Source organism: Halomonas binhaiensis, assembly GCF_008329985.2.
GTDB classification, from domain to species: Bacteria; Pseudomonadota; Gammaproteobacteria; order Pseudomonadales; family Halomonadaceae; genus Halomonas; species Halomonas binhaiensis.
Window position 1 is genome coordinate 1,698,146 of sequence record NZ_CP038437.2, and the last position, 12,333, is coordinate 1,710,478.

A 12,333-nucleotide genomic window follows, 5' to 3' on the forward strand; every position below is an offset into this window, starting at 1 on the left:
AAATATCATGCGCACAGTGCTCAAGGCCCTGGTGGTGTTGGTCGTTCTAGCGTTATTCGCCGCTTATACTGGATATCGTTTTTGGCAGGTCAAGCTCGAAGCCCCTATTGCCGTTGCTGAACAGACTATTTATGAAGTCCGTCAGGGAGCTGGCTTCAACCAGGTGATAGCAGAACTCGAGTCCCGTGGAATTCTTTCCGACAGCTGGGCGTTAAAGCTGCTGGCCCGCATTGAGCCCCAGCGAGTTCACTCCCTGAAGCCGGGAGAGTACATGCTGCAGCCGGAAATGAGTGGGCTGGATGTGCTGAATAAGCTCAACAGCGGTGATGTCGTCACTTACAAAGTGACCATTCCCGAAGGCTGGAGCTTCAAGCAGATGCGCGCTGTGCTGGATGATGCGGAAAAGCTTTCCCACGACGCTGCCGACATGTCTGATGAAGACTTGATGACAGAGTTGGGATATGAAGGTGAGCACCCAGAAGGCCGCTTCTTCCCTGATACATATACCTACCACAAGGGTGTCAGCGACGAGCAGATTCTGCGTCAGGCCTCGCATCGCATGGACAGACTGCTTGACGATGCGTGGGCGAAGCGTGACGAGGGACTTCCCTACGAGACGCCCTACGAGGCCTTGATCATGGCCTCGCTGATCGAGAAGGAGACCGGTGCGCCCCAGGAGCGTCGCGAAATTGCCGGTGTGTTTGTACGTCGCCTTGAACGAGGCATGCGCCTGCAGACGGATCCTACGGTGATCTATGGCATGGGCGACCGTTATGACGGCAATATCACGCGTGCCGATCTGCGCAAGAAGACACCCTATAACACCTATGTCATCGAGGGGTTGCCTCCGACTCCCATCGCTTTGCCTGGCAAGGCTTCTCTGGAAGCTGCGATGCATCCTGCCGAGGGAGAGACACTGTATTTTGTTGCCAAAGGTGACGGGACTGGAACGCACCATTTTTCTCGCACGTTGCGCGAGCATAATGAGGCCGTGCGGCGCTATATTCTCAAGCGCTAGAGCGGTTATCCTGAAGCTGGAGCAGTTACCCTGAAAAGGCAGTGCTGCCTGGACGGCGTTGCGATATCTCGATGGTGGAACAGGAGTCACTATGCATGACAACTCACGGCCCGAGCCGTCAGGCCGGGGCCGAGGACGTTTCATTACCCTTGAAGGAGGGGAAGGAGTAGGAAAGTCCACCAATCTATCCTTCGTGGTCAATTATCTGACTCAGCATGGCATTGAGGTCGTCCAGACTCGTGAGCCGGGCGGTACACCACGTGCCGAGGCCATTCGCGAGCAGTTGCTTGCTCATGACAGTGAGCCGCTGGACGATGATGCCGAATTGCTGCTGGTCTTTGCTGCTCGGGCTCAACACCTTGCCCGGAAGATTCGTCCAGCCCTGGCGCGTGGCGCCTGGGTGGTGTGTGATCGCTTTACTGATGCCACCTTTGCCTATCAAGGGGGAGGGCGAGGCATAGATAAGGAGCGTATCGCCAGCCTGGAGCACTTAGTGCAACGTGGTTTGACCCCGGATCTAACCTTGTTGCTGGACATGCCGCTGGAAGCCGCTGAGGCGCGCCTGGCCTCGCGCCTGGAGTCTCAGGGCGGGAGCAAGGATCGTTTCGAACAGGAGCGGCGTGACTTCTTTGAACGTGTGAGAACCAGTTACTTGTCGCGAGCTACTGCCGAGCCCGAGCGTATTGTCGTGGTTGATGCCCAGGGTGACTTGGCCAGTGTGCAGTCGCGTATCAGTGAAATCCTCAAGCAGCGGATCGAGCAATGGCGCTGAGCGACACCCATGTCGAAGGCAGCGATAATCAACTGCGCCCCTTGCCCTGGCTGATGTCACGCTGGCATGAACTGGTGCGGCTGATGGATTCGGGGCGCTTGCCTCACGCGCTGTTGATTTCCGGTGAGCGGGGCATTGGTAAGCAGACATTGGCTGACGCGCTGATTGCCCGTGCATTGTGTGCCAGTCCTGGTGAAGTAGCCTGCGGTCAATGTCATAGTTGCCACATGCTGAAGGCGGGGTATCACCCGGATCTGTTGCGGGTAGCGCCGGAAGAAGGCAAGCGCATGATCCGTATCGATCCCATCCGGCAGGTCAATACTTTTGTCTCTCAGACCGCACAGCAGGGTGGCTATCGGGTCATTGAAATCAAGCCTGCCGAGGCCATGAACGTGGCGGCATCCAACGCTTTGCTGAAGAGCCTGGAGGAGCCGGGTGTCGCGACGCTGTTCGTGCTGCTGTCGGATATGCCTTCTCAATTGTTGCCGACCATCCGTTCGCGTTGTCAGCAGTGGAACCTGGCTGTGCCGGCTGTGGATACCTGCTTGCCATGGCTGACAGAGCGTCTGGGGGGAGAAGACGAAGCACGCTTCTGGCTGCGTGCCGCTGCAGGCCAACCTCTCACTGCTCTGGACATGGCTGAGCCCCAAGCCCGGGCATTGCGTCAGCAACTGCACGAAACCTTCGACGCGCTGGTGCGGGGAGCCGAGCCTGTGGCTGAAGCTGCTCGGCTCGATCGCCAGGCCATCGACAGCATTCTGTGGTATGGCATTGACTGGCTTGAAGACCTGATTCGTTTTGGTCTGTCTGGGGAGTCGCAGCAATTGCGTAATCCAGATCTGATGCCACTGTTCCGTCAGGCGGTCAAGAATGCTCGAGTGCGTGACTGGTTCCGCCTGCTTGATTATGCCCGTGAGCAGCGGCGCCTGTTGAGTGCTGGGGCAAACCCCAATCCGCAACTTGTCCTCGAAGCCTGGCTGGTACGCTGGGCAGCCCTCTTGAGATCATGACAGCCTTCTGCAAGATAATCGAACCAGCTTCTGGTGCCGGTGCTTGAGAGGCAGCGCAGTCTGAAGCCAATTCAGCACAGACTGCGAATATAGAGGGCGCAAGCGTTTTTCGAGAGATAATTTCGAAAGAGTGCTCCGAGCGAGAACTTCAAAAGAGAGCTTCAAAAGAGAGCTTGAACGAGAATTTCGAGAGAGCTTCGATAGTGAGTTTCGAAAGAGAGTTTCAATGAATATCGAGAATCCGAGTGTTGAAATCCCATTCGTCGATTCCCACTGCCATCTGGATCGACTGTCGGCCGACACTCATGGTGGCGACCTGTCTGTCGCTCTGGATGCGGCGCGTGCCCGTGGGGTCAGGCAATTTCTTGCCGTCAGTGTGAGCCTGGATGGTGTTCCGGGCCTGGCCAGCATTCGAGACCAGCATGCTGATGTGGTGATCTCTGCAGGCGTGCATCCTTTGCAGGAGCTCGAGAGTGAGCCTGGTGTCGAGGAAATCGTGGCTTGTGCCAGAGAGCATGAGGCTGTGGCCATTGGTGAATGTGGTCTCGATTATCATTACGACAGCGTGCCCCGTGATGTTCAGCGTGAGCGCTTCATTTGCCAGCTCAAGGCTTCAACGGAGCTGGGCTTGCCCGTCATTGTGCATACCCGGGAGGCCAAGGAAGAAACCCTGGCGCTGATTCGCGAGCATGGCGATCCCGCGGTAGGTGGCGTATTGCACTGCTTCACCGAAGATCTTGACATGGCGCGGGAGGCCGTGCGGCTGGGCTTTTACATCTCCTTGGCGGGTATCGTCACTTTCCGCAATGCGGAATCACTAAGGGAAGTGGCTCGCCGGGTTCCTCTGGATCGCATGCTGATCGAGACCGATAGCCCTTACCTGGCTCCTGTGCCATACCGTGGCAAGCCTAATGAGCCGGCATGGGTGGTCGAGGTGGCTGAGTGCATCGCCAGAGAGCGCAACATCAGTGTGGAAGAGATGGCGCTGCAGACGACGGCCAACTTCCATCGGTTGTTCCGTGCTGCGGCTCCTCAAGTCGATGACGAAGTGCGTCAGGCACTGATGAATGCAGGGTTTGTCGGCTAGTCGCCAGGGCTGATGCCCGTGGTGTGCCAGGTACCTGCAAGAACACATGCCCAGGAGCAGCGACCATGCATCTTGATAGAATCCTTTCTGGTGTATCGCCTCTGGCCGATCGACCTCCAGTGGAACACTGGAATCCTCGGCTTTCAGGGGACATGGATCTGGTCATCCAGCATGATGGACGCTGGGTTCATGAAGGTACGCCCATGGTCCGCCATGAGCTGGTGCAATTGTTTGCTCGTATCCTGCGACGTGAAGACGATGGCGACTATTACCTGGTGACGCCGGTGGAGAAGTGGCGCATTCAGGTCGAGGATTGCGCCTTCATTGTCGTGTCTGCCGAGTTCAAGCGAGATGCTGGTGAGCCGGGTCTGGACGAGCCCGGTCTTGATGAGAAAAACGGCGCAGCACAGCAAAGGCCAGCTGGCACCTGGTGGTTGACCACCAATGTCGGCGAGTGCATCGCGCTTGGTCGTGAGCATCGCCTGAGTCTGTCCCGGACACCATCTGGCGACAGTGTGCCCGAGGTCAATCTGCGCCTGGGTCTGGCAGCTCGATTGGGGCGCAATGTGTTCTATCAACTGGTAGAACAGGGCCAGCAGCAAGGCGATGGTTTCGGAATACAGAGTGCGGGCATCTGGCAGCCGCTGGGATGCCTGGACGAAATGGCTTCTGGTGAAGGGAACGGCAGTGAGGGTGATGCATGAGGCTGACCGCTGAGCAGCATGCCGTCGTCATGCACGGGAGCGGCCATGCTCGGGTCGCCGCAGTGGCTGGGGCTGGCAAGACCACGACACTGGTGGCACGTGTGCTGCAACTGCTGGAGCAGGGTGTCTCCCCCCGTCGCATCATGGTGCTGATGTTCAACCGCAGTGCTCGCGAGGATTTTCAGCGGCGACTTTCTCTCATGGCTCCTGCTGGCGCCGAGCTTCCCGATGTGCGTACCTTTCACTCGCTAGGCCATCGGCTGAGTCAAAGCCTGACCCGCTGGGGGGCACTGGAAGCGCGTCAACTGCTGACCGCTGACTGGCAACTGGAGCGTCTATTACGCCAGGCAACCATCGAAACCCTGACAGGGCAGGAGGATGACCGGGATAGTGCCCTGGAGAGCGATAGACTGGAGGAGCTGGCCCATTTCTGTAGCCTGGTCAAAGCGGAAGTGGAAGACCCCGCGCTGCTCTACGAACGCCTGGCGCTGGGGGAGGGAACTGGCCATTTTGTTGAGGCCTACCACCGGGTTGAAGCCCTGATGGCCGACCACCGAGTGATGACCTATTCCGATCTGCTTTATCGGCCGCTCAAGGCGCTGGAGTCTGATAGCGGATTGTGCCGCCGGGTTCAGGGATTTCTTGACCACGTCATTATCGACGAATACCAGGATATCAACGCTGTCCAGCAACGCCTGCTGGCTGTGCTGACAGGCTCCGAGGCTGGTTGTGCCGCGTCTGTGATGGCAGTTGGCGATGCCAATCAGTGTATCTATGAATGGCGGGGTGCTCACCCTGATGCCATGCTCGATACCTTCACCCGGATTTTCGGGAAGGGGCGTGACTACCCGCTGTCGACGACGTTTCGCTATGGACACGCATTGGCCCTGGCTTCCAACCATGCCATCGCGGCCAATCGCCGCCAGACGAGCCAGCTATGCGTGGCAGTCGACAACAACCCCGATACCCGGGTGATGCTCAAGCGCGGCAATAGCGCTTTTCTCGAGACCTTGGCCGAGTGGCAAAAGGAAGGACGACGGCTGAATGAGGCTTGTTTGCTGGTGCGCAGCTGGACGCTGTCGGTACCTATGCAACTGGCGCTACTGCGTGAGGGCATACCTTTCCGCATGGCCAGGGAAGATCGTTTCGTATTCCGCCTTCCCCTTGTTGAAGCGCTGGCAGGATATCTGTCATTGGCATTGGAGCCGGCAGGATTGCGTGATCCTGCTCACTTGCTGCTGGTATTTTCCCAGCCGACCTGCTTCGTACCGCGAGAGACCCTGGCGGCATTGACATTGCACCTGGCAGAAACGCAGCGCTGGCCGGCATCCAGTGATCCACTGCTGAGTCGCCTCAAGCCCCATCAGAAACGCACGCTGAAGAAGCGTTGGACACTGCTTTGTGAGCTGCCAAAGTTGGCTCGTTTGCGCCCGGATGCCTTGCTCCAGCACGTGGTGGATGAAGTCGAGGCTGAAAAAGTGCTCAAGCGTGCGGCTGTGCGACGGGACAAGGGAGAAGAGGATATTCGCCTGTTAGATGTGCTGATCGAGCAGGCGAGGGAAGTGGGGGATCTGGCAGCGTTTATCGAACAGCTTCGGCGTCCGGTGGAAAGCAGTGATGATGGCGTGTTGATCAGCACAGTGCACGGTGCCAAGGGCCTGGAGTGGCCACTGGTGGTGGTCGGGGCAGTAAATGAAGAGGACTTTCCGCATTACAGTCGTGACAACCCTCTGGATGCAGAACGCCTGGAGCAGGAACGGCGTCTTTACTATGTCGCCATCACGCGGGCCATAGAGCAGTTGGTCATCATGCATGATCTTGGCGAACACCGTCCCAGTCGTTTCCTGGCGGAAACCGCGGTCACCGATGCGATGAACGTGGCCAGAGCTCTGGCGCCGCCGGCTTCCTCCTCACTCGAGGCATTGAAAGTCACTCGTCCCCAATTGGTGGAACGCTATCTGGCTGCCATTGGGCGTGAGCTTACTGTCGAGGCTTTGCCTGGGCAACGCACGAACGGCATGCAGCCTCCTGAGGTGGATTTCAGTGTTGGCGAACGGGTGCGTCATGGCGTATTCGGGGAGGGGGAAGTCAGCGTTGTTGAAGGAGATCCCGCCAATCCAGTGATCGAAGTGCTGTTCGACCATGCCGGCAAGCGGCGCCTGATTGCCCGACGCGCCCCCATCGAACGCTTGGCGCTGTAGTTTTTATCCGGCTTTCATCCAGGCCTGGTTCTTGTCCTGGCCTGCTTCCTGCTTCCTGCTTCCGGTTTTGGCTTGGCCCTTGTCCTGGCTAGTCATATGCTGAGTTAGTGCATATTCTGAGACAGTGCTCGAAATGGCGCCTTGTGATAACCAGGAGTTTCCATGTCATTCCCGCTGATTCAAGCTGCCGAGCTGCATGATGCCTTGGCAAGTGATCACCCCCCACTGGTATTGGATTGCCGTTTCCGCTTGATGGATCCAGGAGAAGGGCATGCACTATGGCGTCAGGGCCATATCCCTGGCAGTCATTACCTGAGCCTGGATGAGGATCTTTCCGCAAGGCAAGGAGGTGGCCGCCATCCTTTGCCGAGCAAGATGGCCTTTTCCGCCACGTTGCGTCGCCTGGGGCTGAGCCCAGAGCGTCCTGTCGTGGTGCTTGATGACATGGGTGGCCAGCTGGCTGCGGCACGGGCATGGTGGATGCTGGCGCATTGGGCTGGGCATCCGGCGGTGCGCCTTCTCGATGGTGGCCTGGCAGCATGGACGGCCAGCGGAGGAGTGCTGCAAAGCGGGGATGTGCCCCAGCCAGAACCATCTGCCTGGCAACCTCTGTTCAATGATGCGGGCCTGATTGCCTTGGATGATGTAGCACAAAGTACCGCGCTCAAGGTGGACGCTCGTGCCGGTGAACGTTTCCGTGGCGAGGTGGAGCCTCTGGACCCCCGTCCGGGCCACATTCCCGGCGCCGTCAACCGCCCTTGTTCGGAGAACCTTGTGGATGGTTGCTTCAAGGAACCGGCCCAGTTGGACCGGGAGTTGCCTGTTGCCGATGAAGTGATCGCCTACTGCGGCTCAGGCGTCACAGCTTGCCATAATCTGCTCGCCTATGAGGTGGCGGGGCGTCCGCTTCCCCGCTTGTATGTCGGCTCATGGAGCGAGTGGAGCAGTGATCCTGCAAGACCTGCTGAACTGGGTGAACCAGGCCATTCTTGAGCGGTTTCAATTCTTGAGTCGGTTCAATTCTAGTTTCGGCTCAATGCGGTTGGCGAATGGGGAGGTTATCCCTATTCGCCATGCCATGCAGGCGCTGTCACTGCCAATCATGGATGTTCCGGCTTTTCGGCCTGTCGTTCGGGTTCATGCTGGGTACGGGCCAACAGCATGGCATTGGCTGTATTGCCCATCACGTTTAGTGCAGTACGAAAACCATCCGTGAAACGATCAACGCCTGCCACGACTGCGACACCTTCCAATGGCAGTCCTGCCGCGGAAAGTACCGTGCTCATTGCCACCAGGCCTGCACCGGGAACACCTGCGGTAGAGAACGATACCAGGAGTCCTGTGGCGAAGATGGTGATCATCAGTGGGAGAGTGACATCAACGCCGAACAGTTGAGCGACAAACAGGGCATTGAACCCCTGTAGCACGGCAGCGCCGTCGCGCTTCAATGCGGTACCGAACGGTAGGGCGAAGGCGCTCAGTTGATGAGGCGCACCATAGGCTTCAGCATTTTTCAGCGCGATGGGCAGGGCAGCATTGGAGCTTGCCGTGCCTAATGCAAAGCTGAGAGATTCGCTGAAGTGCCTTAGATAAGCGCCGGAACGTGCGCCTGCCAATGCCAATATGGCCAGGTAGAATAGGGCCATGCCACCAAGTGCCAGCAGCAGACCAAAGACATAGAGGCCGAGCTTGATCAGCAGCTCCAGTCCTTGGCTGGCAACCACCGATGCGATCAAGGCAAAGACACCGATTGGCGCTAGCTTCAACACCATTGACAATATCTTGAGCGTGATGTGGTAGCCACTCTCCAGTGTCTTGATGAAGGACTGGCTCTGTTCGGGTAACTGGCGTGCAGCGATCCCCACAAGCGCTGCAGCGATGATGATCTGCAGCAGGTTGGCATCCGCCAAGGCCTCAAAGGGGTTCCTGGGAACCAGCCCGACCAGCCATTGGCTCAGTGGTACTGGGTCCTTGGCCTCGATGCTGGCTTGCCCTACATCGCCGAGACCCAGGCCTGGTGTCAGCCATGCTGCCACGGCCATGCCGATGGCGAGTGCCACCGCACTAGTGATGATATACAGCACCAGCAGCTTGCCTGCATAGTGCGTCACATGTTCATCGCGCTCTACCTGAGTGAAGCTCAGTACCAGAGCACAAAACACCATCGGCACCACAATGAATTGCAGCAGGCGCAGGAATACCTGGCCTGCAGGGGCGAGGATATGGTGGTCGATCAGTGGCACCCATTGTGGCACCAGCAGGTTGATGGCGCCTCCAGCTGCGACACCCAGTATCAATGCCAGCAGTATTTGGCGGGTGTGGGTCATGAAGCCTCCGAGAGCTGAGCAAAGGAAACGGCCCTGACTCACCATGGGCAGTTCCGCCGATGCAGGACAGAACAGTATCTGGCCGAAGGTAGTATCTATCCAGGAATAGGTGGCCTAGAAACAGGTATCAGGGTTGCAGGTAGTTCGCGGGCATACTATTGGGGCAAGGGTGGAATAACTCAAGTGGCATTTTATGCTTTATGGTTATTAAGGCTTTGCTAGATCGAGCGTAGGGCCGAAATAATACGGATCAGGCTAGAAGCCTGACCCGTATTGTCGCGACAAGGGATGTTCTGCTTGCCGGGATAGCCCCTACATGTTGAGAAGGGACCTACATATTGGGGTAGTTGGGACCGCCGCCGCCTTCCGGAGCAACCCAGGTGATGTTCTGTGCTGGGTCCTTGATGTCGCAGGTCTTGCAGTGGACACAGTTCTGGAAGTTGATCTGGAACTTGGCTTGTCCCTGATCATCCTCTACCACCTCGTAGACGCCCGCTGGGCAGTATCGCTGGGCAGGCTCGGCGTATTTGGGCAGATTATCGCGGATCGGAATCTCGGTATCGGCCAGGCGCAGGTGACAGGGCTGATCTTCTTCGTGGTTGGTGTTCGACAGAAATACGGAAGAAGCCTTGTCGAAGGAGATCTTGCCGTCGGGCTTGGGATACTCGATCTTCTCGCACTCCGACGCCGGCTTGAGCGTGGCGAAGTCCGGATGAGTGTCATGCACGGTAGGCAGCTTCCCGCCAAGCAATTGATCGAGGAAGTTGTAAGCGCCACCGCCGACGGTGCCATATTTATGGATTGCTGGACCAAAGCTGGCGCTTTCCTGAAGCTCCTGATATGCCCAACTGGTTTCCCATCTGGTAGTGAAGTCGGCCAACTCCTGGCCACCTTCATCTCCGTCCGTGATGGCTTCGAAAACGCTTTCTGCCGCGATCAGGCCAGACTTCATCGCAGTATGGATGCCCTTGATCTTGGCGAAGTTCAGGGTGCCGGCATCACAGCCGATCAGCAGGCCTCCAGGGAAGGTCATCTTCGGTAGGCTATTGATACCACCCTTGACTACGGCGCGCGCGCCATAGGCCACACGCTTGCCATCCTCCAGGTACTGCTTGAGAACAGGGTGGTGCTTCATGCGCTGGAATTCGTCGAAGGGCGACAGCCAGGGGTTCTGGTAGGCCAGGTCCATGATCAGGCCGACGACAACCTGCTGATTCTCTGCGTGATACAGGAACCAGCCGCCATGTGTATGCTTGTCCAGCGGCCAACCAGAGCCATGCAGGATCAGGCCGGGCTCATGCTTGTCGGCGGGTACATCCCACAGCTCCTTGAGGCCAATGCCGTAGTGCTGAGGATCCTTGCCGGCATCGAGTCCGTAGTGCTTGATCAGACGCTTGCCCAGATGGCCTCGGGCACCCTCGGCGAACAGCGTGTACTTGGCGCGCAGTTCCATGCCAGGCATATGGCTGTCCTTGGGCTGACCGTCGGCGCCCACGCCCATGTCACCAATCAGAATGCCGCGCACCACGTCATCCTCGATGATAACTTCCTGGGCAGCGAATCCGGGAAAGACCTCGACACCCAGGCTTTCAGCCTGTTCTGCCAGCCAGCGACACAAGTTGCCAGCACTGATCACGTAGCGGGTGATATCGCCGCCTGTGTTGTGCATGCTCTTGGGCACCAGAGCATTGGGCAGTTTCTGGGCCTTTTCGGCATCCTTGAGTAGATAGAGTTCATCACGAACCGCTGGCGTGGTGAGGGGCGCGCCACGCTCTTCCCAGTCGGGGAAAAGCTCGAACAAGGCGCGGGGCTCAAGGATGGCACCTGACAGAATATGAGCGCCTACCTCCGAGCCTTTTTCCACGACACATACCGTCAGTTCCTGTTCGGCTTCGTTGGCTTGCTGCATCAATCGGCAAGCCGCTGCCAGGCCGGAAGGGCCGGCTCCAACGATGACGACATCGAATTCCATAGTGTCGCGTTCTATTTGTTCTGTCATTGAATGCTGTCCTCCTCGCAGGGGCTAGTCAGGACGCTGATTGGTCGGTCCCTACCACCAACGTCGAGTAATTTAAAACGGTCGTTTGCTTCTACATGTGACCCATGATAGGCATAATACCGTTGCCTAGCCATCCTTTCGATGGCTGTTTGATGCCAGGCGTCTCTGCAAGCAAGGATCAGGAGTTCTGTTCAGGATCCATCGAGCAATGGCTCGGTGAGCATGGCCCTGGTGGAAGGGGCCTGATAAAAGGTCTTGAGAAAGGCAGCATGATGAAGGCAGCCTGACGATGGTATAGAAAGGATTGTTGCCAGAGGCCAGGCTGTGGCAAATTGAAAGTGCTTCTACGATGCCTATCAAACGCTTGACTTAATGCGTCTAGTGGCATGACAAAAAGTTATATATCGGCAAGTCACATCGGTTACAAGAACCCCGGTTCCACCGGTGAACCAAGCGAGGACACTATGAAAGTACTCGTCGCGGTCAAACGCGTCATCGATTACAACGTCAAGATCCGGGTCAAGCCGGATCATTCCGACGTCGATCTCACCAACGTCAAGATGGCCATGAACCCCTTCTGTGAGATCGCCGTGGAAGAAGCGGTTCGCCTCAAGGAAAAAGGCGTGGCCAGCGAAATCGTGGCGGTGACCGTCGGTCCCAAGGCCGCTCAGGAACAGCTGCGCACCGCTCTGGCGCTGGGCGTCGACCGAGCCGTGCACGTGGAAACCGACGCGACGGTAGAGTCCCTCGCCGCGGCCAAGGCCCTGGCCAAGGTGGTCGAGGCTGAACAGCCGGGCCTGGTGATCCTGGGCAAGCAGGCCATCGACTCCGACAACAACCAGGTCGGGCAGATGCTCGCGGCGTTGAGCGGTATGCCCCAGGCCACCTTTGCCTCGGAAGTAGTCGTTGAAGGCGACCAGCTCAAGGTCACCCGGGAAGTCGATGGCGGCCTGCAGACCCTGTCGCTCAGTCTGCCGGCGGTGGTCACGACCGACCTGCGGCTCAACGAGCCGCGCTACGCCAAGCTGCCGGACATCATGAAGGCCAAGAAGAAGCCGCTGGAGGTCAAGACGCCGGCGGATCTGGGGGTGGATGTCGCCTCGCGCCTGACGCTGGTCAAGGTCGAGCCGCCGGCGGAGCGCCAGGCCGGCATCAAGGTGGGTTCCGTGGATGAGCTGGTCGACAAGCTCAAGAACGAAGCCAAAGTGATTTAAG

10 protein-coding genes are annotated in these 12,333 nt (G+C 58.0%); 8 read left to right on the forward strand and 2 right to left on the reverse strand.

Translation table 11 applies throughout. The features are described 5' to 3' along the window. The first annotated feature begins 7 nt into the window (after nucleotides 1–7). The 7 genes from mltG (at nucleotide 8) to E4T21_RS07460 (ending at nucleotide 7,785) form a co-directional block, all read left to right on the forward strand. The gene (gene mltG / locus E4T21_RS07430; protein ID WP_187775131.1) at nucleotides 8–1,018 is read left to right on the forward strand and encodes an endolytic transglycosylase MltG; all 1,011 of its coding nucleotides are present in this window, start codon (nucleotides 8–10) and stop codon (nucleotides 1,016–1,018) included. A 91-nt stretch (nucleotides 1,019–1,109) separates the two neighbouring features. Further along, entirely contained in the window at nucleotides 1,110–1,790 is a 681-nt protein-coding gene (gene tmk / locus E4T21_RS07435) for a dTMP kinase (RefSeq protein ID WP_149284394.1), read from the forward strand. A gap of 53 nt (nucleotides 1,791–1,843) precedes the next feature. Beyond that, on the forward strand, nucleotides 1,844–2,800 hold the full coding sequence (locus tag E4T21_RS07440) for a DNA polymerase III subunit delta' (protein ID WP_420827738.1): 957 nt from the start codon (nucleotides 1,844–1,846) through the stop codon (nucleotides 2,798–2,800). Between the two features lie 226 nt (nucleotides 2,801–3,026). Then, nucleotides 3,027–3,887 (forward strand): TatD family hydrolase, encoded by an 861-nt coding sequence (locus E4T21_RS07445; protein WP_149284396.1) that lies wholly within the window; start codon nucleotides 3,027–3,029, stop codon nucleotides 3,885–3,887. A 65-nt stretch (nucleotides 3,888–3,952) separates the two neighbouring features. After that, nucleotides 3,953–4,591, forward strand: coding sequence for a DUF1285 domain-containing protein (locus tag E4T21_RS07450; protein ID WP_149284397.1), 639 nt, complete (start codon nucleotides 3,953–3,955; stop codon nucleotides 4,589–4,591). Further along, the gene (locus E4T21_RS07455; RefSeq protein ID WP_149284398.1) at nucleotides 4,588–6,792 is read left to right on the forward strand and encodes an ATP-dependent helicase; all 2,205 of its coding nucleotides are present in this window, start codon (nucleotides 4,588–4,590) and stop codon (nucleotides 6,790–6,792) included. The genes E4T21_RS07450 and E4T21_RS07455 overlap by 4 nt, the downstream gene beginning before the upstream one ends. 162 nt (nucleotides 6,793–6,954) lie before the next feature. Further along, on the forward strand, nucleotides 6,955–7,785 hold the full coding sequence (locus E4T21_RS07460) for a sulfurtransferase (RefSeq protein WP_149284399.1): 831 nt from the start codon (nucleotides 6,955–6,957) through the stop codon (nucleotides 7,783–7,785). A 107-nt stretch (nucleotides 7,786–7,892) separates the two neighbouring features. On the opposite strand, the gene E4T21_RS07465 is transcribed toward E4T21_RS07460, so the two are convergent. Together E4T21_RS07465 and E4T21_RS07470 are read right to left on the reverse strand one after the other, a co-directional pair. Next, the gene (locus E4T21_RS07465) at nucleotides 7,893–9,119 is read right to left on the reverse strand and encodes a dicarboxylate/amino acid:cation symporter (RefSeq protein ID WP_149284400.1); all 1,227 of its coding nucleotides are present in this window, start codon (nucleotides 9,117–9,119) and stop codon (nucleotides 7,893–7,895) included. Between the two features lie 331 nt (nucleotides 9,120–9,450). After that, nucleotides 9,451–11,118: an electron transfer flavoprotein-ubiquinone oxidoreductase gene (locus E4T21_RS07470; protein WP_149284401.1), complete on the reverse strand. Its 1,668-nt coding sequence runs from the start codon at nucleotides 11,116–11,118 to the stop codon at nucleotides 9,451–9,453. Between the two features lie 464 nt (nucleotides 11,119–11,582). Here E4T21_RS07470 and E4T21_RS07475 point away from each other — a divergent pair, with 464 nt between their 5' ends. Continuing rightward, a complete protein-coding gene (locus tag E4T21_RS07475; RefSeq protein WP_149284402.1) occupies nucleotides 11,583–12,332 on the forward strand; it encodes an electron transfer flavoprotein subunit beta/FixA family protein in 750 nt (249 codons plus the stop codon). Nucleotide 12,333 lies beyond the last annotated feature (1 nt).